22 protein-coding genes and 1 tRNA gene are annotated in these 22,007 nt (G+C 71.5%); 14 read left to right on the forward strand and 9 right to left on the reverse strand.

The annotated features are described in order from the left end of the window. Nucleotides 1-16: 16 nt before the first annotated feature. Nucleotides 17-196 (forward strand): hypothetical protein, encoded by a 180-nt coding sequence (locus IE212_RS15855; protein WP_190198478.1) that lies wholly within the window; start codon nucleotides 17-19, stop codon nucleotides 194-196. A 10-nt stretch (nucleotides 197-206) separates the two neighbouring features. Here the strand turns inward: IE212_RS15855 and mscL are convergent, their stop codons facing one another. The 6 genes from mscL to IE212_RS15885 form a co-directional block, all read right to left on the reverse strand. After that, the gene (gene mscL / locus IE212_RS15860) at nucleotides 207-665 is read right to left on the reverse strand and encodes a large conductance mechanosensitive channel protein MscL (protein ID WP_190198479.1); all 459 of its coding nucleotides are present in this window, start codon (nucleotides 663-665) and stop codon (nucleotides 207-209) included. 123 nt (nucleotides 666-788) lie between these two features. After that, entirely contained in the window at nucleotides 789-1,355 is a 567-nt protein-coding gene (locus tag IE212_RS15865) for a CpaB family protein (RefSeq protein WP_229864354.1), read from the reverse strand. A gap of 339 nt (nucleotides 1,356-1,694) precedes the next feature. Then, nucleotides 1,695-2,564, reverse strand: coding sequence for an S-methyl-5'-thioadenosine phosphorylase (locus IE212_RS15870; protein WP_190198480.1), 870 nt, complete (start codon nucleotides 2,562-2,564; stop codon nucleotides 1,695-1,697). Between the two features lie 78 nt (nucleotides 2,565-2,642). Next, nucleotides 2,643-2,960 (reverse strand): FmdB family zinc ribbon protein, encoded by a 318-nt coding sequence (locus IE212_RS15875; RefSeq protein WP_190198481.1) that lies wholly within the window; start codon nucleotides 2,958-2,960, stop codon nucleotides 2,643-2,645. 67 nt (nucleotides 2,961-3,027) lie between these two features. Continuing rightward, nucleotides 3,028-4,251: an MFS transporter gene (locus tag IE212_RS15880; protein WP_229864371.1), complete on the reverse strand. Its 1,224-nt coding sequence runs from the start codon at nucleotides 4,249-4,251 to the stop codon at nucleotides 3,028-3,030. Between the two features lie 434 nt (nucleotides 4,252-4,685). Next, complete coding sequence (locus IE212_RS15885) at nucleotides 4,686-6,215, reverse strand: potassium/proton antiporter (protein ID WP_190198483.1); 1,530 nt, start codon at nucleotides 6,213-6,215, stop codon at nucleotides 4,686-4,688. Between the two features lie 238 nt (nucleotides 6,216-6,453). On the opposite strand from IE212_RS15885, the gene IE212_RS15890 reads away from it, so the two are divergent. Further along, complete coding sequence (locus tag IE212_RS15890; protein ID WP_190198484.1) at nucleotides 6,454-9,258, forward strand: penicillin acylase family protein; 2,805 nt, start codon at nucleotides 6,454-6,456, stop codon at nucleotides 9,256-9,258. 48 nt (nucleotides 9,259-9,306) lie between these two features. On the opposite strand, the gene IE212_RS15895 is transcribed toward IE212_RS15890, so the two are convergent. Next, entirely contained in the window at nucleotides 9,307-9,933 is a 627-nt protein-coding gene (locus tag IE212_RS15895) for a 5-formyltetrahydrofolate cyclo-ligase (RefSeq protein ID WP_190198485.1), read from the reverse strand. Between the two features lie 93 nt (nucleotides 9,934-10,026). On the opposite strand from IE212_RS15895, the gene galU reads away from it, so the two are divergent. From galU to IE212_RS15930, 7 genes are all read left to right on the forward strand, one after another. Continuing rightward, complete coding sequence (gene galU, locus IE212_RS15900; protein WP_190198486.1) at nucleotides 10,027-10,953, forward strand: UTP--glucose-1-phosphate uridylyltransferase GalU; 927 nt, start codon at nucleotides 10,027-10,029, stop codon at nucleotides 10,951-10,953. Between the two features lie 4 nt (nucleotides 10,954-10,957). After that, the gene (glp, locus tag IE212_RS15905; protein WP_190198487.1) at nucleotides 10,958-12,298 is read left to right on the forward strand and encodes a molybdotransferase-like divisome protein Glp; all 1,341 of its coding nucleotides are present in this window, start codon (nucleotides 10,958-10,960) and stop codon (nucleotides 12,296-12,298) included. An 82-nt stretch (nucleotides 12,299-12,380) separates the two neighbouring features. Beyond that, a complete protein-coding gene (moaC, locus tag IE212_RS15910; RefSeq protein ID WP_190198488.1) occupies nucleotides 12,381-12,890 on the forward strand; it encodes a cyclic pyranopterin monophosphate synthase MoaC in 510 nt (169 codons plus the stop codon). Then, nucleotides 12,887-13,387 carry a MogA/MoaB family molybdenum cofactor biosynthesis protein gene (locus IE212_RS15915; protein ID WP_190198489.1) on the forward strand — a complete coding sequence of 167 codons (501 nt, stop codon included), beginning with the start codon at nucleotides 12,887-12,889 and terminating at the stop codon, nucleotides 13,385-13,387. Before moaC ends, IE212_RS15915 begins: the two co-directional genes overlap by 4 nt. A gap of 23 nt (nucleotides 13,388-13,410) precedes the next feature. Next, on the forward strand, nucleotides 13,411-14,031 hold the full coding sequence (locus IE212_RS15920) for a GNAT family N-acetyltransferase (protein WP_229864373.1): 621 nt from the start codon (nucleotides 13,411-13,413) through the stop codon (nucleotides 14,029-14,031). Nucleotides 14,032-14,203: 172 nt separating this feature from the next. Then, nucleotides 14,204-15,385, forward strand: coding sequence for a divisome protein SepX/GlpR (sepX, locus tag IE212_RS15925; RefSeq protein WP_190198490.1), 1,182 nt, complete (start codon nucleotides 14,204-14,206; stop codon nucleotides 15,383-15,385). 83 nt (nucleotides 15,386-15,468) lie between these two features. Further along, nucleotides 15,469-15,542 (forward strand) — tRNA-Ala (locus tag IE212_RS15930). 50 nt (nucleotides 15,543-15,592) lie between these two features. Here the strand turns inward: IE212_RS15930 and IE212_RS15935 are convergent. Further along, nucleotides 15,593-16,084, reverse strand: a complete 492-nt coding sequence (locus tag IE212_RS15935; RefSeq protein ID WP_190198491.1) for a GNAT family N-acetyltransferase — start codon at nucleotides 16,082-16,084, stop codon at nucleotides 15,593-15,595. 422 nt (nucleotides 16,085-16,506) lie between these two features. Between IE212_RS15935 and IE212_RS15940 the strand changes: the two genes are divergently transcribed. Next, on the forward strand, nucleotides 16,507-17,310 hold the full coding sequence (locus tag IE212_RS15940; protein WP_190198492.1) for an exodeoxyribonuclease III: 804 nt from the start codon (nucleotides 16,507-16,509) through the stop codon (nucleotides 17,308-17,310). Nucleotides 17,311-17,314: 4 nt separating this feature from the next. Here the strand turns inward: IE212_RS15940 and IE212_RS15945 are convergent, their stop codons facing one another. Further along, the gene (locus tag IE212_RS15945) at nucleotides 17,315-17,956 is read right to left on the reverse strand and encodes a MerR family transcriptional regulator (RefSeq protein ID WP_190198493.1); all 642 of its coding nucleotides are present in this window, start codon (nucleotides 17,954-17,956) and stop codon (nucleotides 17,315-17,317) included. Nucleotides 17,957-18,086: 130 nt separating this feature from the next. Here IE212_RS15945 and IE212_RS15950 point away from each other — a divergent pair, with 130 nt between their 5' ends. The 4 genes from IE212_RS15950 to IE212_RS15965 all read left to right on the forward strand — a co-directional run bounded on the left by IE212_RS15950 (nucleotide 18,087) and on the right by IE212_RS15965 (nucleotide 21,709). Beyond that, complete coding sequence (locus IE212_RS15950) at nucleotides 18,087-19,628, forward strand: flavin-containing monooxygenase (protein ID WP_229864356.1); 1,542 nt, start codon at nucleotides 18,087-18,089, stop codon at nucleotides 19,626-19,628. Next, the gene (locus tag IE212_RS15955) at nucleotides 19,625-20,548 is read left to right on the forward strand and encodes an alpha/beta fold hydrolase (protein ID WP_190198494.1); all 924 of its coding nucleotides are present in this window, start codon (nucleotides 19,625-19,627) and stop codon (nucleotides 20,546-20,548) included. Before IE212_RS15950 ends, IE212_RS15955 begins: the two co-directional genes overlap by 4 nt. Next, on the forward strand, nucleotides 20,545-21,429 hold the full coding sequence (locus tag IE212_RS15960; protein WP_190198495.1) for an SDR family oxidoreductase: 885 nt from the start codon (nucleotides 20,545-20,547) through the stop codon (nucleotides 21,427-21,429). The genes IE212_RS15955 and IE212_RS15960 overlap by 4 nt, the downstream gene beginning before the upstream one ends. Before the next feature lie 76 nt (nucleotides 21,430-21,505). After that, nucleotides 21,506-21,709 (forward strand): hypothetical protein, encoded by a 204-nt coding sequence (locus IE212_RS15965; protein WP_190198496.1) that lies wholly within the window; start codon nucleotides 21,506-21,508, stop codon nucleotides 21,707-21,709. Nucleotides 21,710-22,007 lie beyond the last annotated feature (298 nt).

Raw genomic sequence — 22,007 nt, forward strand, 5'->3', positions numbered from 1 at the left:
ACCGTACCCTGGAGGCATGACCACCGCCCCCGACCCCGAGCCGCGCGCCCCGAAGCCCGCGCTGGTCTTCGACGACCCGCTCGACCAGCAGTCCTCCGACGACACCGACCGCGGCTGGGGTGAGCGCACCGACTCCGGTGGCAGCGCGGCCGACCTCAGGCGCTTCCTCGACGAGAAGCCGCCCCACCACCTCTGAGGGAGCCGCGTCACCGCCGGTCGTGTCCGGAGCCGCGCTGCGCGACCAGCGCGTCGCGGATCTCCTTGAGCACCTCCAGCTCGGTCACCTCGATGACCTCCTGCGTGCCCTCCTTCGCCTTGCGGCGGGCCTCCTGCCGGGCCAGGTACTTCGCCATGGGCAGGACCATCAGGAAGTAGACGACGGTCGCGGTGATCACGAAGCTCAGGGCCGCGCCGAGGACGGAACCCCACAGGATCTGGATGCCCTCCTCGCCCTGGCACGTCGAGCTCAGGCATGAGCTGTAGTGGTCGAGGTTCTTGGTGCCGATGGCCCCGACCACGGGGTTGATGATCCCCTTCACCACGGCGGTGACGATGTTGGTGAACGCGGCGCCGATCACCACCGCCACCGCCAGATCGACGACGTTCCCGCGCATCAGGAAGGCCTTGAAGCCCTCCCAGACACTCGCTTCCTTCTTCTCGGTCACCTGGGGGCCTCTTCTCGCACGCGCAGCCTGTGGAACAAAACGCTCCGCAACCTACGTCACCGCTGCGCCGAACGGAGCAGTCAGGTCCCGCGAACGAGGGCCTTGACACGATCATGCACGCAATCACCACAACGTCACCGCCAACCGGGCCGTGGCGCTCGCCCCGGCGAGCCGCGCGGCGGTGGCACGGGGCACGGACAGCACGATCAGCGCCCCGCCGTCGGTGGCGCCCTCCACAGCTTCCGGCACCTTCGTCACCCGGGCCCCGCGCGCGACCACCCGGGCGTCACCTCCCGCCGCCGGTTCCTCGGCGGCGATGACGTCGACCCGGTCGCCGGGCCGCAGCAGCCGCACGGTGGCCGCGTCGGCGATCCTGACCGGGGCCGTCACCGCGCCCGGCGCACGGCGCGCCCCTACCGGATGCTCCCCGGAGGCCGGGACCGCCTGCCCGGGCGGCCGCACCCGGGGATGACCGCGAGCCCCGTCGGCGTCGCGCGGCCCCGCCGCCACCAGCGCGGTCGCGGTGACCGCGAGCCCGGCCGCCAGGGCCCGCCGCCGGTTCCGCAGGAGCCGGCCCGCCCGGGAGCGGCCGCGCACCCGGACCGGATCGAACCGCGGCACCTCACGGGTCGCCGGCACCTCGGGCCCGGGCGGGCACGGGGCCACGGACCAGGAAGGAGAGGAGGACACGGCCGAAGAGGACGACGGCACGAACGAAGCGGACGGCACGGCCGAAGCGGACGGCGTGAACGAAGCGGACGGCACGGCCGAAGAGGATGGCGTGAACGAAGCGGACGGCACGGCCGAAGAGGATGGCGTGAACGAAGCGGAGGGCGCGAACGAAGGGCGAGCGAGGGACATGAGGACCACCACCTGCGACGAGGGACCGGCTTGCGCTCCCCACGATGAGGCCTCGCGCCACATCCCGCCCTGGCCTGTGGACCTACCGCCGCCCTGTGGACAACTCCCTCACCCGAACGACCACTTCCGGTCCGGCAAGCCACAGCCGCGCCCCCAGCCGGCCGGCCCCTACGGCAACGCGAACCCCGGATCCATCCCACCCAGCGCCCCGGCGCACAGGCAGTCCCGCTCCCCCTCCGCAGGCAGCCCGGCCACCGCGTCGAACAGCACTCCCCGCAACCGGTCCACGTTCGCCGCGAACACCCGCAGCACCTCGTCGTGCGAGACGCCCTCGCCGGTCTCGGCTCCGGCGTCCAGGTCGGTGACCAGGGTCAGGGACGTGTAGCAGAGCTCCAGCTCACGGGCGAGCGCCGCCTCGGGATGGCCGGTCATGCCCACCACCGACCAGCCCTGCGCCTGGTGCCACAGCGATTCCGCACGGGTCGAGAAGCGCGGTCCCTCGACGACGACCAGCGTGCCGCCGTCCACCGGCTCCCAGTCCCGGCCGCGCGCCGCCTTCAGCGCGACCGCGCGCCCGGCGGGGCAGTAGGGGTCGGCCAGCGACACGTGCACCACGTTCGGCACCGATCCGTCGGGCAGCGGCAGCCCGTCGAAGTAGGTGTTCGCCCGGGACTTGGTGCGGTCGACCAGCTGGTCCGGCACCAGCAGGGTGCCCGGCCCGTACTCGGGGCGCAGTCCGCCCACCGCGCACGGGGCGAGCACCTGGCGTACGCCGGCCGACCGCAGCGCCCACAGGTTGGCCCGGTAGTTGATCCGGTGCGGCGGCAGGTGGTGGCCCCGGCCGTGCCGGGGCAGGAAGGCGACCCGCCGGCCGGCGACGTCACCGATGAAGAGGGAGTCGCTGGGCGGCCCGTACGGGGTGTCGACCCGGACCTCCGTCACATCGTCGAGGAAGGAGTAGAACCCGGAGCCGCCGATGACGCCGATCCCGGCGCCCCCCTGGTCCGCCGCGTCCGCCACGTTCGCCTTGTTCGCCATGCCCGCACCCTAACCGCAGGCGGAAACGCCGAGGACCCCGTCGCCCCGAGGGCGACAGGGTCCCGTAAGAATCAGGCCTTACGCGGCGGTGGTGCTGCTGGAGGAGCTGCCGGTGCTCGACGACGAGCTCGAAGCGGAACTCGACGAGCCGGAGTCGGAGGACGACGAGCCCGAGGACGAGGTGCTCGACGACTTCGCCGGGGAGCTGCTCGACGAGGAGCCGCGGCTGTCGTTCCGGTAGAAGCCGGAGCCCTTGAAGACAATGCCGACCGCCGAGAAGACCTTCTTCAGGCGACCCTTGCAGCTGGGGCACTCGGTGAGGGCGTCATCGGTGAACTTCTGCACCGCCTCGAGGCCCTCGCCGCATTCGGTGCACTGGTACTGGTAGGTGGGCACTGTCTTCCTCCTGGCACTCTCACTCGATGAGTGCTAACGACGATCCATAGTGACGTATTCCGGCCGTTCAGTCCACTGCCACCGGCACGCGGTGACCCACACCACGTGCCACGGTCCGGCCGTGGGCCGGTGCCACCAGGCGGGAACGCAGGGTGAGGAGCGTCGCCAGGGCGAGCACCGTGCCGCCCATCGGGACCAGGAAGCCGGCGCCGTCCCAGAGACGGTCCTGCAGCTGCCCGGCGACCGTGACGGCGGCGGCCTGGCCGAGCGCCACCGCGCCGGTCAGCCAGGTGAAGGCCTCGGTCCGGGCACCGGCCGGAACCAGGTCCTCGACGAGGGTGTAGCCGGTGATCAGGGCGGGCGCGATGCACATGCCGACCAGCAGGCCGAGGCCTGCGAGGACCGGGACCGAGTGGGCGGCCCACAGCCCCGATGCGGTGAGCGCCAGGGCCGCGTGGCCGACGACCAGGCGCCGCTGCGGGGCCGCCTTCCAGGCGATCGCGCCGCAGACGATGCCGGAGAGCATGTTGCCCGCGGCGAAGACGCCGTAGAGCACGCCGTTCAGGCCCGGTTCACCGATCGACTCGGTGAACGCGGCCAGCGAGACCTGCATACCGCCGAAGACGGAGCCGATGCCCAGGAAGGTCACGATCAGCACCCGCACGCCCGGGACGCGCAACGCGGAGACGTGCTCCACCCGCGCGTGGCCGCCGCCCGACACGGACGGCTGGGTGCCCTTCTGCGCGGCGAACAGCAGGCCGCCGAGCAGCGTCAGGGACGCCTCGGTGACCAGGCCGGCGGCCGGGTTGACGGCCGTGCACAGGGTGGTGGCCAGCAGCGGGCCCACGACGAAGGTCAGTTCGTCGGTGACCGACTCGAAGGCCGCAGCGGTGGTCATCAGCGGCGAGTCCTTGAGCTTCACGCCCCAGCGGGCCCGCACCATGGGCCCGACCTGAGGCACCGAGGCGCCGGTCGGGACGGCCGCCGCGAACAGCGCCCACAGGGGGGCGTCCGCCAGGGCCAGCGCCGTCAGCGCCAGCGCGGACACCGCGTGCAGCAGCACCCCGGGGACCAGCACGGCCCGCTGCCCGTAGCGGTCGGCGAGACGGCCGCTGTAGGGCGCGAACAGGGCCATGGAGACACCGGTGGCGGCCGCGGTGGCGCCCGCCGCTCCGTACGAGCCGGTGGTGTGCTGCACCAGCAGCACGATGGAGATCGTCAGCATCGCGAACGGCTGGCGTGCCGCGAAGCCGGGGAGCAGGAACGTCCAGGCGCCGCGGGTGCGCAGCAGCCGGCCGTATCCGGGGCGGGCGGAAGCCGTCGAGCTCTGCGGGTTCTCCGGGTTCTCCGGGTTCTCCGGGTTCTGCGGGTTCTCCGGGTTCTGCGGCTTCTCCGGGTTCTGCGGGTGCTTGGGGTTCCGCGAGTTCTTCGAGGTGACCGTGGACGCCACGGCCCGTGCCTTTCTGCCGCCTGGTAGCGCGGCCCGTCAGCGGGCGGCGCCGAGAGCTGTCCTCTTGCGCGGAACTGCGGTAGATGCCGGGGCCCGGTGAGGAGGGGTGACCCGACCGCCATACGGTCGCGCCAGCTCTGCGTCAGGCAGAGTTGGTTCGATCTTGGGTAGACGCCTTCATGGTACAGGCATCAGGGTCCAGCGACCTGTGAAAGAGAGCACCATGGGCCGGTCCACCTGTGAAAGCAGGAGCGTGAAAGGTGGGAAAAGCGCCCTTAACGGCTCGCCCCGTCCGTCCCCAGCCAACTGGCCAGCTTGCCGCCGCGGCCCACCGCGCGCAGCCGGCTCTCGGCCGCGTCCCGCACCGGGTCGGTGGCGACCACGAGGAGCTCGTCCCCCCGCTGCAGAATCGTCGTCGGCAGCGGGACGAAGGATTCGCCCTCGCGCACGATGAGCGTCACGGCGGCGCCGTGCGGCAGGCGCAGTTCGGCCACCTCCACGCCGTGCATCTTCGACTCCTCGGGGATCGCCACGGACAGCAGATGCCCGCGCAGCCGCTCCAGCGGGGCCGACTCGATGCCGAGGTCGGCGGCCTCCGAGCCGTCGCCGAGGCGCAGCTTGCGGCCCAGCCACGGCAGCGTCGGGCCCTGCACCAGGGTGTAGACGACGACCAGGATGAAGACCATGTTGAAGATCCGGCGGCTGGCGTCCACGCCCTCCACCATGGGGATGGTCGCCAGGATGATGGGCACCGCCCCGCGCAGCCCCGCCCAGGACATCAGGGCCTGCTCCCGCCAGGGCACCCGGAACGGCGTCAGGCAGAACACCACGCTCAGCGGACGCGCCACCATGGTCAGCACCAGCCCGATGACCAGGGCGGGCACGATGTCGTCGCCCAGCTCGTGCGGGGTGACCAGGAGGCCGAGCAGGACGAACATGCCGATCTGGGCCATCCAGCCGAGCCCGTCGGCGAAGCCGCGGGTGGCCGGCCAGTGCGGCAGCCGCGCGTTGCCCATCACCATCGCGGCGAGGTACACGGCGAGGAAGCCGCTGCCGTGGGCCAGCGCGCCCGCCGCGTACGCCACCACGGCGATCGCCATGACGGCGATCGGGTACAGGCCGGAGGCGGGCAGGGCCACGTGCCTGAGGCCCCAGGCGCCCAGCCAGCCCACCGCGATCCCGATGGCCGCGCCGATGGCCAGCTCCAGCAGGATCACGCCCAGCAGCACGTACCAGGGGTCGACCGGGCCCGCCGTGGACAGGGAGACCACGAGGATGACCACCGGGGCGTCGTTGAAGCCGGACTCCGCCTCGAGCATGCCGGTCACGCGTGAGGGGAGGGGGATCCTCCGCAGCACGGAGAACACCGCCGCCGCGTCGGTCGAGGAGACGACCGCCCCGATGATGAGCGCCTGCCGCCACTCCAGCCCGATCAGGTAGTGCGCCGCCGACGCCGTGATGCCGACACTCACCGCGACACCGGCGAGCGCCAGCGCCGTGGCCGCAGGCAGGGCGGGCTTGATCTCCTTCCACTTCGTACCCAGACCGCCCTCGGCCAGGATCACGACCAGGGCCGCGTATCCGATGACCTGGGTCAGTTCGGCGTTGTCGAAGTGGATGTCGCCCACGCCGTCCTGGCCCATGGCGACGCCGATCCCCAGGTAGACGAGCAGGCTGGGGAGCCCGCTGCGCGAGGAGATCCGTACCGCTGCGACGGCGACGAGCAGGACGAGCGAGCAGACGAGCAGGAGCTGGTTGAGGTGGTGAACAGTCAGCGGCCGAATCCTTCCCTGGCCCACGCGCATGCGCGCGTGGGCTCGCGTACATCGCACATGAAGCTGTGGCGCACCGCGCCAACTACTTCGTTACCTTACCTAACTCTTGACGATTTCTTGACGCTTCCGGAGGCAGGATCGAACGTTCGTCCGTACTTGTTCCCGACTCCGCGTCAAGCGGCGCAAGGCCCTGCGCCTATCGTTGCTCCAGCGCTCAGTTAAAAGCACAGCCGAACCTGCCGCTCGCGTTAGGACAGCAAGGACAGCGATGCCCACCGACACCACCGCCTCCACGGGTCAGCAGCCCGGCAAGTCCGGCAGGAGAAAGGGGCGCAAAGCCCGCCTGGTCGTGCTCCTCCTGGCGCTGGCCCTCATCGGGGGCGTCGCCTTCGGGGGGTACTGGTCCGTCAGCACCGTCCGGGCCTCCTTCCCGCAGACCGAGGGCACCCTCCAGCTCAAGGGCCTCTCGGGACCCGTCGAGGTCAAACGCGACGGCCACGGCATCCCGCAGATCTACGCCTCCTCCGACGCGGACCTGTTCATGGCACAGGGCTACGTCCAGGCACAGGACCGCTTCTACGAGATGGACGTCCGCCGCCACATGGCCGCCGGACGCCTGTCGGAGATGTTCGGCGAGAGCCAGGTCGACAACGACGAGTTCCTGCGCACGCTCGGCTGGGACCGGGTCGCCAAGCAGGAGTACGACACCAAGCTGTCGGACGCCACGAAGAAGTACCTCCGGTCCTACGCCCAGGGGGTCAACGCCTACCTCCAGGGCAAGGACGGCAAGGACATCTCCCTGGAGTACGCGGCGCTCGGGTTCACCAACGACTACAAGCCACAATCGTGGACCCCGGTCGACTCGATCTCCTGGCTGAAGGCGATGGCCTGGGACCTGCGCGGCAACATGCAGGACGAGATCGACCGCGCCCTGCTGACCAGCCGCCTCGGCCCGAAGCAGATCGCCGACCTGTACCCGGAGTACCCGTACAGCCGGAACAAGGCGATCGTCCAGGAAGGCCGGTACAGCGAGCTGACCCGCACGTTCGAACAGGGCGGCACGAGTGGCACGGGCGGCACGGGCGGCACGAACGGGACCGGTGGAACCGCCGGTGCCTCCTCGGGCACCGCGGGCACCTCGGGCTCCGCGGGCGCCCCGGGCGGCGCCTCCGCGGGCCTGGAGAGCCAGCTCACCGGACTCACCAAGGTCCTGGACGACCTCCCGCCGGCCGTCGGGGTGAACGGCGACGGCATCGGCTCCAACTCCTGGGTCGTCCGCGGGAAGCACACCATCACCGGCAAGCCCCTGCTGGCCAACGACCCGCACCTGTCGGCCTCGCTGCCGTCCGTCTGGTACCAGATGGGCCTGCACTGCCGCAGCGTCTCCAGCGCCTGCCAGTACGACGTCAGCGGCTACACCTTCGCCGGCATGCCGGGCGTGATAATCGGTCACAACCAGGACATCGCCTGGGGCATGACCAACTCCGGCGTCGACGTCACCGACCTCTACCTGGAGAAGATCACCGGCAACGGCTACCTGTACGACGGCGAGGTCAAGCCCTTCGAGACGCGCGAGGAGACCATCAAGGTCGCCGGCGGCTCGCCGAAGAAGATCGTCGTCCGCGAGAGCAACAACGGGCCCCTGCTGTCCGACCGCGCCGAGGAACTCGTGAAGGTCGGCAAGAAGGCCGCCGTCGACACCGCCGCACCCGACCGGGGCGACGGCTACGGCGTCGCCCTGCGCTGGACCGCGCTCGACCCGGGCACCACCGTGGACGCCGTCTTCGCCATGAACAGGGCCAAGGACTGGACGGACTTCCGCAAGGCCGCCGCGCTGTTCGAGGTGCCCTCGCAGAACCTGATCTACGCGGACACCGAGGACAACATCGGCTACACCCTGCCGGGGAAGATCCCCACCCGTTCCAAGAACGACGACGGCTCCGTCCCGGCGCCCGGCTGGGACCCGAAGTACCGCTGGACCGGCTACATCGACCCGGACGCGCTGCCCTACGAGTACAACCCGGAGCGCGGCTACATCGTCACCGCCAACCAGGCCGTCGTGGACCCGGACAAGTACCCCTACACGCTGACCACGGACTGGGGCTACGGCACGCGCAGCCAGCGGATCGCCGACCTGATCCAGTCGAAGATCAAGGACGGCGGCAAGATCTCGACGGACGACATGCGCCAGATGCAGCTGGACAACAGCAGTGAGATCGCCCGGCTGCTGGTGCCCACGCTGCTGAAGATCGACCCGGAGAACAAGGACGTCCGGCAGGCGCAGAAGCTCCTCGAGGGCTGGGACTACACCCAGGACGCCGACTCGGCGGCGGCCGCCTACTTCAACGCGGTCTGGCGCAACATCCTCAAGCTCGCCTTCGGCGACAAGCTGCCCAAGGAGCTGCGGCCCAAGGGCCAGTGCCTCATGGTCGACCCGGTCAACACCACCGGCCCCGCCGACGAGACCAAGAAGGTCCGCGAGTGCGGCGAGCGCGCCCCCGACCAGGCGCAGCCGGACGGCGGCGACCGCTGGTTCGAGGTGGTCCGGGGGCTGATGCAGCAGCCGGACAACGACTGGTGGAAGACGCCCGAGGTGGGCACCCGCGAGGCCGCCGTCAATCGCGACCAGCTGTTCAAGCGCGCCATGGTCGACGCGCGCTGGGAGCTGACCGCCAAGCTCGGCAAGGACATCGACACCTGGAGCTGGGGCCGGCTGCATCGCCTGTTCCTGAAGAACCAGACCCTCGGCACCGAGGGCCCCGGATTCCTCCAGTACGCCCTCAACCGCGGTCCGTGGGAGCTGAGCGGCGGCGAGGCGTCGGTCAACGCGACCGGCTGGAACGCCGCCGGCGGCTACGGGGTCGTGTGGGTGCCGTCGATGCGGATGGTCGTGAACCTCGGCGACCTCGACAAGTCGCGCTGGATCAACCTCAGCGGCGCCTCGGGGCACGCCTACAGCGCCCACTACGCCGACCAGACGGACAAGTGGGCCGACGGCGAGCTGCTGCCGTGGTCCTACTCGGCGAAGGCGGTCGAAGGGAGCGCGACCGACAAGCTGGTGCTCAAACCGTGAGCCACTGACGGAACGGCCCTCCACGTACGCGTGGGGGGCCGTTCCGCGTCAGTCGGCCGGCTGCCGGAACCGCCGCACTCCGGAGGGAGTCACCACCGCGTGCACCGGCCGGTCGTGCGGCTCCTCGGGGACGCGCTCGACGACCTCCGAGTCGTACAGCAGCACCACCAGTGCGGGATGCGCTCCCGCCCGTTCCAGACGCGCCAGCACACGGTCGTAACTGCCTCCGCCACGCCCCAGCCGCATGCCGCGCGCGTCGACCGCCAGCCCCGGCAGCAGCACGGCGTCCGCGGTGGTCACGGCGTCCGGGCCGAGGCGCTCGCCCGTGGGCTCGAAGAGGGCCATCCTGCCGCCGTGCCGGACACGCCCGAGCGAGCCCTCACCCTCGTAGCGGCCCCAGTCCAGGTCGTTGTCGGCGAGCAGGACCGGAAGCAGGACGCGCACGCCCCGGGCGCGTAGCGCGTCAAGCAGCGCGAGCGTCCCCGGCTCACTCCCCACGGAGACGTAAGCCGCCACCGTGCCGGCCCGCGCCAACTCCGGCAGCTCCAGCGCCCGCCCGGCCAGCGCGGCCGAGGTTTCCCGCAGGTCATCCGCCGTCAACCTGTTCCTCACCGCGAGGAACTCCCGCCGCAAACTCCGCTTGTCAGACTCGTGCGGACGTCCGATGTGACGCATGGGTTGCTCCCGTACCGTGTTAATACGCTCATATGAGCGCCTTTGAACCGGAGTCACAGGTTCCGCCCAAAGGCACCGGATATGGTGGCGTGCATGACTCAGTCGCACCCTCGGATCAGCAAGGCTGTCATTCCCGCAGCAGGCCTCGGCACCCGGTTCCTGCCGGCCACCAAAGCCACTCCCAAGGAGATGCTGCCGGTCGTCGACAAGCCGGCGATCCAGTACGTGGTCGAGGAGGCCGTCGCCGCGGGTCTCGACGACGTCCTCATGGTGACGGGCCGTAACAAGCGCCCCCTCGAGGACCACTTCGACCGCAACTACGAGCTGGAGTCCGCCCTCGAGAAGAAGGGCGACGAGAAGCGCCTCGCCAAGGTGCAGGAGTCCAGCGACCTCGCGATGATCCACTACGTCCGCCAGGGCGACCCCAGGGGCCTCGGCCACGCCGTCCTGTGCGCCGCCCCGCACGTGGGCGACGAGCCCTTCGCCGTCCTCCTCGGGGACGACCTGATCGACCCCCGCGACCCCCTGCTCAAGCGGATGGTCGAGGTCCAGGAGCAGTGCGGCGGCAGCGTCGTCGCGCTCATGGAGGTCGCCCCGGAGCAGATCCACCTCTACGGCTGCGCGGCCGTCGAGGCCACCGAGGACAGCGACGTCGTCAAGGTCAGCGGCCTCGTGGAGAAGCCCGACCCGGCCGACGCCCCGTCCAACTACGCGATCATCGGCCGTTACGTCCTCGACCCGAACATCTTCGACATCCTGCGCAAGACCGAGCCCGGCCGCGGCGGCGAGATCCAGCTCACCGACGCCCTCCAGCAGCTCGCCGCCACGCACACATCAGCGGCTACCGCCGCGGAGAAGATCGGCGGCCCGGTGCACGGCGTCGTCTTCAAGGGCCGCCGCTATGACACCGGCGACCGCGGCGACTACCTGCGTGCCATCGTCCGCCTCGCGTGCGAACGTGAAGACCTGGGCCCGGACTTCCGGACCTGGCTTCGCAGTTACGTAGCCGAGGAGATGTAACACGTTGAGCAGCGCCGCGCCCCACGTCACGGGCCAGGACCACTCGGGCCCCGACCACCTCTGGTCGGTGGACGAGCACCTGGAGGACATCCTCACCACCGTCCGCCCCCTGGAACCCATCGAGCTGCACCTGCTCGACGCCCAGGGCTGCGTCCTGGTCGACGACATCACGGTGCCCGTGTCCCTGCCGCCGTTCGACAACAGCAGCATGGACGGGTACGCGGTGCGGGTCGCCGACGTGGCGGGCGCGAGCGAGGAGTTCCCGGCGGCCCTGGAGGTCGTCGGGGACGTCGCGGCCGGTCACGCCGAGCCGCTCCACGTGGGCCCCGGCCAGGCCGCCCGCATCATGACCGGCGCCCCGCTGCCACCCGGCGCCGAGACGGTCGTGCCCGTCGAGTGGACCGACGGCGGCCTCGGCGAGGGCCCGGTGCGCGGCATGCGCGCCCGCACCCTCGGCCCCGAGGGCGCCACCGGGCACGTGCACGTGTACCGGCCGGCCGAGGCCCGCGCCCACGTCCGCGCACAGGGGAGTGACGTGAAGGCCGGCGACCGCGCCCTGGAGGCGGGGACCGTCCTCGGCCCGCCCCAGATCGCGCTGCTCGCCGCGATCGGCCGGGGCACCGTCCGCGTACGCCCCCGCCCCCGCGTGGTCGTGCTCTCCACCGGAAGCGAACTCGTCCAGCCCGACGAGGAGCTGCGCACCGGTCAGATCTACGACTCCAACAGCTTCGCCCTCACCGCCGCCGCCCGGGACGCCGGCGCCATCGCCTACCGCGTGGGCGCCGTCGCCGACGACGCCGAGACCCTGCGCTCCACCATCGAGGACCAGCTGGTCCGCGCCGACCTGATGGTCACCACGGGCGGTGTGAGCGTCGGGGCCTACGACGTCGTCAAGGAGGCCCTCTCCCACGTCGGCGACGAGGACGAGCCCGGCAGCGGCGTGGAGTTCCGCAGGCTCGCCATGCAGCCCGGCAAGCCCCAGGGCTTCGGCTCCATCGGCCCCGACCACACCCCGCTGCTGGCCCTGCCCGGCAACCCGGTGTCGTCGTACGTCTCCTTCGAGCTGTTCGTCCGCCCCGCGATCCGCACCCTCATGGGCCTGGACGACGTCCACCGCCCGGTGACCCGGGCGACCCTGACCACCGACAAGGCGCTGACCAGCCCGAAGGGCCGCCGCCAGTTCCTGCGCGGCGCTTACGCGGACGGACGGGTCACCCCGGTCGGCGGCGCCGGATCCCACCTGGTCGCGGCCCTCGCCCACGCGGACGCCCTCATCGTCGTCCCCGAGGACACCGAGTCCGTCGAGCCCGGTACCGAGGTCGAGGTGATCCTGCTCGGCCGATAGGCCCTGCTTGGCGGTACCGTGTCGCGCACAGCAGGCCCGTGCGCCGCACCGCGACGGGCCCGGACCGGGAGCGCCACACAGCATGAGCACGCAGGACCCACCCCCGCAGGACGGCCCCACGCGGGACCGGCTGACGCACATCGACGAGGCGGGCGCCGCCCGCATGGTCGACGTGTCGGAGAAGGACGTGACCGCGCGCACCGCCCGCGCCAGCGGACGCGTCCTCGTCTCGCCCCGCGTGATCGAACTGCTGCGCGGCGAGGGCGTCCCGAAGGGCGACGCCCTCGCGACCGCGCGGATCGCCGGGATCATGGGAGCCAAACGCACCCCCGACCTGATCCCGCTCTGCCACCCGTTGTCGGTGTCCGGTGTGAAACTGGACCTGTCGGTCGCGGACGACGCCGTGGAGATCCTGGCCACGGTGAGGACGACGGACCGCACGGGCGTCGAGATGGAGGCCCTCACCGCGGTCTCCGTCGCCGCCCTCACCGTGATCGACATGGTCAAGGCGGTCGACAAGGGAGCGGTCATCACGGACGTACGGGTGGAGGAGAAGACGGGCGGCAAGTCGGCCGACTGGAGCAGGGCATGACGTACCGGGCTCTCGTCGTCACGGCCTCCAACCGGGCCGCAGCCGGGATCTACGAGGACAAGGGCGGCCCGCTGATCGCCCACGGCCTGAAGAGCTTCGGCTTCGAGGCCGACGGCCCGCAGGTCGTCCCGGACGGAGACCCCGTGGAGGCGGCTCTGCGCGCCGGCGTCGAGGCCGGCTACGACGTGATCGTCACCACCGGCGGCACGGGCATCTCGCCGACCGACCGCACCCCCGAGGCTACGCGCCGGGTGATCGACCACGAGGTGCCCGGCATCGCCGAGGCCATTCGGGCGTTCGGCCGGGAGAAGGTGCCGACCGCGGCGCTCTCCCGGGGCCTGGCCGGAGTGGCCGGAGGGACGCTGATCGTGAATCTGCCCGGCTCCAGCGGCGGGGTGAAGGACGGCCTCGCAGTCCTGGAGCCGCTGCTCGTCCACGCCGTCGAGCAGCTCCGCGGCGGCGACCACCCCAGACCCGGCAGCGGGGGTGCGAGCTGAACAGCCCATCCTGGCCCGTCGAGCTGGTGGACGGCGACGTCGTCCTCAGACCGATAAGGCTGCGCGACCAGCGGGCCTGGCGCGAGGTCAACCGGCGCAACCGCGACTGGCTGCGCCCCTGGGAAGCGACCATTCCGCCGCCCGTGCCCGGCGGGCCGATGGCGCACCGCCCGACCTTCCGCCAGATGGTCCGCCACCTGAGGTCGGAGGCGAACGCCGGCCGGATGCTGCCCTTCGTCATCGAGTACCGGGGGCAGCTGGTCGGGCAGTTGACGGTCGCGGGGATCACCTGGGGCTCGATGTGCTCGGGGCACGTCGGTTACTGGGTGGACGAGGCGGTGGCCGGGCGCGGTGTGATGCCGACGTCCGTGGCGCTCGTCGTCGACCACTGTTTCCGCACCGTCGGGCTGCACCGCATCGAGGTCTGCATTCGCCCCGAGAACGGGCCCAGCCGCCGGGTCGTGGAGAAACTCGGATTCCGCGAGGAGGGCCTGCGCCCCCGTTATCTCCACATCGACGGGGCCTGGCGCGACCACCTGGTCTTCGCCCTCACGGCGGAGGAGGTGCCGGACGGGTTGCTGAGGCGCTGGCACCGGGCCCGCTCGCAGAGTGATCCCGGAATCCGGCACCACCCCGGTAATTGAATGTATGTTCGAAATTGATCGACTGATGACCGTCTCAGGGCATTGAATTTTGGGCCTGAGCGGTCTGGTGATCGCATCGGTCGCAAAAAAAGTTCGAAATATCAGCCAGATCGTGCGACACACCGGCCCAATTGGCAGATGGCCTCAAGCAAACCCCTCTACGGTGTGAGGCGTGAGCAGCAGCGGCCTCATCTACGCAGTCATTGTCGGGGCCTGGGCCGCCTACTTGGTGCCGATGTGGCTCCGTAGGCAGGACGAGCTGAACGAGGCCCGTCCGACGGAACGCTTCAGCACCGCCATCCGGCTGCTGTCCGGACGGGCGGGGATGGAGCGCCGGTACGCCAAGGACCTGCGGGCGCGCTCCACCGACGAGGGGGAGCGGGACGCCGACGACCTGGACGCCGTCACCGATTCGGTGGACGTCCGGGCCTTCGCCGTGTCCAAGACCCGTCCGCACACCCAGGCGCCCGTACCGTCTCCCGCCTCCGAGCAGCCGGCCCGCCCGGCGCCCGCACCGGACGCGGCTGATGCGGAGAGCCCGCGGGGCCGGGTGCCCGCCGCCAGGCGCGGCCCGTCGCCGCAGGCGGCCCGGGCGGCCGCGGCGCGAGCCCAGCGCTCGAAGGTGCTCGCGCGCCGTCGGCGCACCACCACCGTGCTGTTCCTTGCCTTCACCCTGGGCGCGATCGTCGCGGCGGTCGGAGGCCTCGCGTTCCTGTGGGCCCCGGGTGTGCCCGCCGTCCTGCTCAGCGTGTACATCGCGTACCTGCGCGCCCAGGAGCGCCGCCGCTTCACCTACCTGATGGACCGCCGCCGGGCCGAGGCCGCCGCCCAGCGGCTGCGGGAACGGCAGCGCCAGCCGCGTCGGCGCGCCTCCGTCGACGAGCAGGCCGACGAACCGGAGGAGGGCCCCGAGCCGGCCGCCGACCCCGGATTGTCGGCCCTCGCGGCGGACCGCCGCGCACTCGTCGAGCAGACCGACCACGCCGAGTGGGTCGACCAGCAGCGCGAGCGGCAGCGGCGGCCGGGGCAGGGCGACAGCTGGGAGCCGGTGCCGGTGCCCCTGCCGACCTACGTGACCGCACCCGTCGCCCCCCGGGCCACCAGCGACGTGGACCTCGGGGCACCCGACACCTGGAGCTCGGCGCGGTCGAGCGCGGTCGCACCGGACGCGGAGCAGGGGGCCGATGCCGTGGATCCGGCCGAGACGGACCCCCGCTCGCAGGAGAGCACGGACGACGACGGGCGGGGTGACGCCCGCCGCGCGGCCTCCGCACGGCGGGCACGAGAGCGCGGCCGCACGCCTCTGTTCGACCAGTACGAGGACGGGGACCGGCCCCGGGCCGCCAACGAGTAGACCCGCGAAACCGCAGGTGGCCACCCCTGGGGAACGGATTTCCAAGCAGGCCGATCGGGGTGCTACAGTTTCACTCGTTGCAAGGGCCTGTGGCGCAGTCCGGTAGCGCACCTCGTTCGCATCGAGGGGGCCAGGGGTTCAAATCCCCTCAGGTCCACGCAGCTCAGAGCCCCGGTCGGGATCCCCGACCGGGGCTCTGACGTATGTTCAGCGCCGCGGGTGGCGCAGGCTCTTGGCGAAGCAGCGGCTGTCGTCGTAGTGGCGGTAGTAGCCGAACTTGGCGCACGGCTCGTAGCCGCTGGACATGTACAGGCCTATGGCCTCCGGCTGCTTCAGGCCGGTCTCCAGGACCATGCGGACGCGGCCGGCCGTGCGGGCGTCCTCCTCCAGGGCGGCCAGGATGCGGCGGGCGAGGCCCCGGCCGCGCATCTGCTCGATCACGTACATGCGCTTGAGCTCGGCGTCACCGTCCAGGTTGCCCTCGCCGTTCGCGTCCTGGGTGCGCCAGCCGCCCGAGGCGACGGGGCTGCCGAACTCGTCGTACGCGATCAGGTAGATGCCGTGCGGCGGCTCGAAGTCCGACACGGCCATGACCGTGGCGTCGCCGGCGTCGCCATAGCGGACGGCGTACTCGGCCTGGACCTGGTCGTTCAGTTTCACGGCGTCGGGGTGGTCGAAAGAGACCCGGCGTATATGCATGGTCTGTACCGTATGCCAGCCACGGGCGCCGCTCGCCGGGTCCCACGTGATGCGAAGGCCGATTTTTCTTGCCGTCAAGGCGTCACGTGAATATGGTCTTGGCGATTGTAGAGAATTGTGATTTCGCTCTACCGAATTCCGCTACGGCGTCAAAGGGCGATAACCGGATTTCGCCGGTGACGCCGATGTGATCATGTCCGGCGGTGGAAGCGCAGTCGGCGGATCGGCACCCCGGAGGCCAGATGAGACCAGGTTCGGCCGCCAGGGCCACCGGTCCCACCCGGCGTTCCAGACCGACCCGGGGCCGGCCCAGCCCTTATTGACCTGACGGGAATTCTGTCAGGCGGGCGGGCGGCGGAGGCGGGGAGCACAGGCGAGGGCGTATCGCGTAACGTACGTCGGCAGCCTATGAGGAGAGTGTTTTGCTGACGGTGACCTCTGTGAATGTGAACGGGTTGCGTGCCGCCGCGAAGAAGGGCTTCGTGGAGTGGCTCGCGCAGACGGAAGCCGATGTGCTGTGTCTCCAGGAGGTGCGCGCCGAGCCGGAGCAGTTGCCCGAGCACGTCCGCGCCCCCGAGGGGTGGCATGTGGTGCACGCGCCGGCCGCCGCCAAGGGACGGGCCGGGGTGTCGCTGTACAGCCGGCGGGAGCCCGACCGGATCCGGATCGGTTTCGGCTCGGAGGAGTTCGACGGCAGCGGACGGTACGTGGAGGTCGACCTGCCCGGCGTCACCGTCGCCTCCCTGTATCTGCCCTCGGGTGAGGTCGGCACCGAGCGGCAGGACGAGAAGGAGCGCTTCATGGGCGAGTTCCTCGCCTACCTGAAGGGGCTCCGGGAGCGGGCCGCCGCCGACGGCCGTGAGGTGCTCGTCTGCGGCGACTGGAACATCGCCCACCAGCAGGCGGACCTCAAGAACTGGCGCGGCAACCAGAAGAACTCCGGCTTCCTGCCCGAGGAGCGGGAGTGGCTCTCCCGCGTCCTCGAGCCGGCCGACGGCGGCTATGTCGACGTCGTGCGCGCCCTGCACCCGGGCGTCGAGGGGCCGTACTCGTGGTGGTCGTACCGGGGGCGGGCCTTCGACAACGACACGGGATGGCGCATCGACCTGCACGTCGCGACGCCCGGGCTCGCCGGGCGGGCGGTCAAGGGATTCGTGGAGCGGGCCGCCACACATGGCGAGCGGTGGTCCGATCACGCGCCGGTGACCGTGGTCTACGACCGGTAGACGGTCACGGCCTGCGCATCCGCCGGTCCAGCGCCAGCGACAGCTCCGCCTCCACCACGCTCCGTGCCAGCGGGCGCAGCCGGGGCAGGTCGTCCGCGGCGGCGTGGCGCAGGATCAGGTCCGTGAAGAGTTCGGCCAGGGCGTCGGCGTGGGTGCGGACCTGCTTGGCCGTGTCGAGGACCTCGGTCAGAGGGATGCCCTCGCGGACCAGGGCCGAGGAGACGTCCAGCAGGCGGCGGCTGATGTGGACGATCTCGCCGCCGTCGGTGCCGAGGTAGCCGAGCTCCATCGCGGTGGCGAGGTTCTCGGGGGTGGCCTCGCCCGCGAAGTGGTCGGCGAGTTCCTCGGGGGTGAGGTGGACCGGCTCCTCCTCGGTGGGGGCGCCGACGCCGAGCAGGTCCCCGACGTCCCGGCCGTGGCCGAAGGCCTCCGCCAGGTCCGCGATGCCGCTGAGGGTGTGGCCGCGTTCCAGCAGGGCCGTGATCGTGCGCAGCCGGGCCAGGTGGCCGTCGTCGTACCAGGCGATGCGGCCCTCGCGGCGGGGCGGCGGGAGCAGCTTGCGTTCACGGTAGAAGCGCAGGGTGCGCACTGTGATCCCGGCCAGGCGGGCCAGCTCTTCCATGCGGTATTCACGCTTCTCGGCCACCTGGGCACCCTAAGGCGTACGGCGGGTAACTTCCGTCTCCCGCCCCCTACCCGTCAGTACGCCGCTGCCCTAGTCTCCCAATGCGCCAGTGTTCACTGGCGCGGTTCTTGTGGTGTGTGGAGGTGTCGGCATGGGCGAACGCGAACGCGAGCATGTGCGGGTCGCGGTGGTCGGGTCCGGGTTCGGCGGGCTCGGCGCCGCCGTGCGGCTGCGCCGCGAGGGCGTCACCGACTTCGTCGTCCTGGAGCGGGCGAGCAGCGTCGGCGGCACCTGGCGGGACAACAGCTACCCCGGGTGCCGGTGTGACGTGCCGTCGCATCTCTACTCGTTCTCCTTCGCGCCCAACCCCGACTGGCCGCGCACCTTCTCGGGGCAGGAACACATCCGCGCCTACCTGGAGCATGTGACGGACGCGTTCCGGCTCCGCCCGCACATCCGCTTCGACTCGGAGGTGAAGCGGATGAGCTGGAACGGTGACCGGCTGTGCTGGGACATCGAGACCAGCGGCGGGAGCCTGTCGGCGGACATCGTCGTGTCGGCCACCGGGCCGCTGTCCGACCCGAAGATCCCCGCCCTCCCGGGACTGGACTCCTTCCCGGGCAAGGTCTTCCACTCGGCACGCTGGGACCACGGCTACGACCTGCGCGGCAAACGCGTCGCCATGGTGGGGACCGGCGCCTCTGCCGCCCAGATCGTGCCCGCCGTCCAGCCCGAGGTCTCGCGCCTGACCCTCTTCCAGCGGACCCCGCCGTGGGTGCTGCCCCGCGTCGACCGGAACATCAGCGACGCCGAGCGGTGGCTGCACCGGCAGTCGCCCCTCGCCTCGCAGCTCAGGCGCGGACTGTCCTGGGGGATCCGGGAGCTGCAGGTCCAGGCGTTCACCAAGTACCCGAAGCAGCTCGGCCTCGTCGAGGAGCTGGCCCGGCGCAACATGGCCCGCTCCGTCAAGGACCCGGCCCTGCGGGCGAAACTCACCCCGGACTACCGCATCGGCTGCAAGCGGATCCTGCTGTCCAGCGACTACTACCCGGCGCTCACGCAGCCCAACGTCGACGTGGTCGCGAGCGGGCTGGCGGAGGTCCGGGGCTCCACCCTCGTCGCCGCCGACGGCAGCGAGGCCGAGGTGGACGCGATCGTCTTCGGCACCGGGTTCCACGTCACGGACATGCCCATCGCCGAACGCGTCGTGGGCGCCGACGGACGCACCCTCGCCGAGGCCTGGAAGGGCGGCATGGAGGCCCTGCGCGGCGCCTCGGCGGCCGGCTTCCCCAACTGGGTGTCGATCATCGGGCCCAACACCGGCCTCGGGAACTCCTCGATGATCCTCATGATCGAGTCACAGCTGAACTACCTGGCCGACTTCGTCCGCCAGCTCGACGTCCTCGGCGGCCGGGTCGCCCTGGACGCCCGCCCCGGTGCCGTACGCGCCTGGAACCGCCGGGTGCAGGAACGCATGAAGCGCACCGTGTGGAACACCGGCGGCTGCACCAGCTGGTACCTCGACGCCAGCGGCCGCAACACCACCGTCTGGCCCGGCACGACCGGTGAGTTCCGGCGGGCCACGCGGCGCGTCGATCTGGCCGAGTACGACGTCCTGCGAACTCCCGTGGCGAGGAAGGACTCGACGACGGCCTCCGGGGCGGCGGCCGGGAAGGCCGGGGTGGACGCGTGAGCCGCCTCCTGCACGTGGACTCCGGCCCTTGTTCCCCGCCCGCCCCCGCGCGTGAACTGACCGCCGTCTCCGCCGACGGTGCCCGGCTGCACGTGGAGGTCCACGGACCCGACGGCGCCCCCGCCGTCGTCCTCGCCCACGGCTGGACGTGCTCCACCGCCTTCTGGGCGGCACAGATCCGCGAACTGGCCCGCGACCACCGGGTCATCGCCTACGACCAGCGCGGCCACGGACGCAGCCCCGCGAGCCCGGCCTGCAGCACCGACGCGCTCGCCGACGACCTGGAGGCGGTCCTCACCGCCACCCTCGCCCCGGGCGAACAGGCCGTCGTCGCCGGGCACTCCATGGGCGGCATGACCGTGATGGCGGCCTCCGGGAGGGCCGCCTTCCGTGAGCATGCCGCCGCCGTCCTGCTGTGCAGCACGGGCAGTTCGCGGCTGGTCGCCGCCTCCACCGTCCTCCCCATGCGGCCGGGGCGGGCGCGGACCTGGCTGACCCGGCGGATCCTCGGCTCCCGGGCTCCGCTCGGCCCGGTCACACCCCTGGCCCGCCGGATCCTCAAGTACGGCACGATGGGCCCCGGTTCGGCCCCCCACCTGGTCGACGCATGCGCCCGCATCGTGCACGCCTGCCCCCGCGATGTCCGCCACAGCTGGTCGCACGTGCTGGACCTGCTCGACCTCGACCACGGCGTGCGGACGCTGGACGTGCCCACGGCCGTGGTCGTCGGTACGGCGGACCGGCTGACCCCGCCGGTGCAGGCCCGGGCCCTGGCCGCCGCGCTGCCGCACTGCACCGGGCTCACCGAACTGCCCGGCATCGGTCACATGACACCGGTCGAGGCGCCCGAGCTGGTGGGCGCGAGGATCCGGGAACTCGTCGACGCACACATCCAGTTCGCAGCGGAGGAGAGCGCATGAGCGGAGTCAGCCTCGAAGGCAGGGTCGCCGTGGTGACCGGCGCGGCGCGCGGCGTGGGGGAGTTGCTCGCCCGCAAGCTCTCCGCGCGCGGCGTGAAGATGGCACTGGTCGGTCTGGAGCCCGACGCCCTCAAGCAGGTCTGCGGGCGGCTGCACGGCGACAGCGACCACTGGCACGCCGACGTCACCGACCACGAGGCGATGACACAGGTCGCCCGGGAGGTGAAGGAGCGCTTCGGCAGGGTCGACATCGTCGTCGCCAACGCCGGTGTCGCCACCGGCGGGCCGTTCACCGACTCCGACCCGGAGTCCTGGCGGCGGGTGATCGAGGTGAACCTGGTCGGTTCGGCGGTGACCGCCCGCGCCTTCCTGCCGTCGCTGCTGGAGAGCCGGGGCTACCTGCTCCAGATCGCGTCCCTCGCCGCGATCGTCCCGGCGCCCATGATGACCGCGTACTGCGCCTCCAAGTCCGGCGTGGAGGCGTACGCGCACAGCCTGCGCGCCGAGGTCGGGCACCGGGGCGTGAAGGTCGGCGTCGGGTACCTGTCGTGGACCGACACCGACATGGTGCGCGGGGCCGACCAGGACGACGTCATGCGGGAGTTGCGGCAGCGGCTGCCCTGGCCGGCCGGCAAGACCTACCCGCTGGGGCCGGCGGTGGACCGGCTCGTGGCCGGGATCGAGCGGCGCTCGAGCCATGTGTACGGGCAGTGGTGGCTGCGCGGGATGCAGGGCGTGCGCGGATACCTGCCCGGGGTCATCGGGACGGTGGGGCAGCGGGAGATGCGCAGGTTCGCGGACCGGCTGACCGGCATGCGCACGGGCCTCGTCGGGGCGGGTGGAGCCGCCGATGAGCAGCAGCGGACTACGCTCCGTAAGTGATCGACATGCGGACGGTCACGGCCCGTGTGAATCTGATCGAGCCAGATCCCCTCACCCCCAACGGGAGTGAACCCACATGGGCATGAAGGACCAGTTCCAGGAGAAGTCCGAGCAGTGGCAGAACCAGGCCAGGCAGAAGGCCGACCAGGCCCGCGAGCAGATGCAGGGCCGTGGCCGCCGGCGCGACGAGGACATGGACCCCTCGCACCCGCAGCGTGACCGTGACCGTGAGCGGGAGCGCGAGCAGGAGGACCGCTTCGACCAGGACTACGACGCCTGACGTCGCGCGCTGAACGAGAGGGGTGCCTCGCGCGGGGCACCCCTTTCGCATGCCTGGGCGTGCTCAGTCCGGCCCTCGGCGATCGCCCCGGACAGTACACGCAACTGTCGCTTCCACCAGGTCGGCCGACCTGCTCACGTACGTCACGAAGTGACTGTCGGGGCCGCCCGCTTCTTTGCCAGTGTCGTGCTTCCACGGCCTGCGTCAAGGGCGCTGCACTCCGCTGCGCTGCGTTCCGCGTCGCCTTCGGCGATGGCCCTGCGGGCCACCCTTGACCCAGTCCGCTCCAGCACGGGAG

The organism is Streptomyces djakartensis (genome assembly GCF_014651075.1).
Lineage (GTDB): Bacteria > Actinomycetota > Actinomycetes > Streptomycetales > Streptomycetaceae > Streptomyces > Streptomyces djakartensis.

Bases quoted from the DNA above. Each gene is read 5' to 3' on its own strand.
- IE212_RS15895 (WP_190198485.1), bottom strand. From the start codon at position 9,933: ATGCGTCACATCGGACGTCCGCACGAGTCTGACAAGCGGAGTTTGCGG.
- galU (WP_190198486.1), top strand. From the start codon at position 10,027: ATGACTCAGTCGCACCCTCGGATCAGCAAGGCTGTCATTCCCGCAGCA.
- IE212_RS15950 (WP_229864356.1), top strand. From the start codon at position 18,087: ATGGGCGAACGCGAACGCGAGCATGTGCGGGTCGCGGTGGTCGGGTCC.
- IE212_RS15870 (WP_190198480.1), bottom strand. From the start codon at position 2,564: ATGGCGAACAAGGCGAACGTGGCGGACGCGGCGGACCAGGGGGGCGCC.
- IE212_RS15890 (WP_190198484.1), top strand. From the start codon at position 6,454: ATGCCCACCGACACCACCGCCTCCACGGGTCAGCAGCCCGGCAAGTCC.
- IE212_RS15915 (WP_190198489.1), top strand. From the start codon at position 12,887: ATGACGTACCGGGCTCTCGTCGTCACGGCCTCCAACCGGGCCGCAGCC.
- IE212_RS15935 (WP_190198491.1), bottom strand. From the start codon at position 16,084: ATGCATATACGCCGGGTCTCTTTCGACCACCCCGACGCCGTGAAACTG.
- IE212_RS15960 (WP_190198495.1), top strand. From the start codon at position 20,545: ATGAGCGGAGTCAGCCTCGAAGGCAGGGTCGCCGTGGTGACCGGCGCG.
- IE212_RS15885 (WP_190198483.1), bottom strand. From the start codon at position 6,215: ATGCGCGTGGGCCAGGGAAGGATTCGGCCGCTGACTGTTCACCACCTC.
- IE212_RS15855 (WP_190198478.1), top strand. From the start codon at position 17: ATGACCACCGCCCCCGACCCCGAGCCGCGCGCCCCGAAGCCCGCGCTG.
- moaC (WP_190198488.1), top strand. From the start codon at position 12,381: ATGAGCACGCAGGACCCACCCCCGCAGGACGGCCCCACGCGGGACCGG.
- IE212_RS15965 (WP_190198496.1), top strand. From the start codon at position 21,506: ATGGGCATGAAGGACCAGTTCCAGGAGAAGTCCGAGCAGTGGCAGAAC.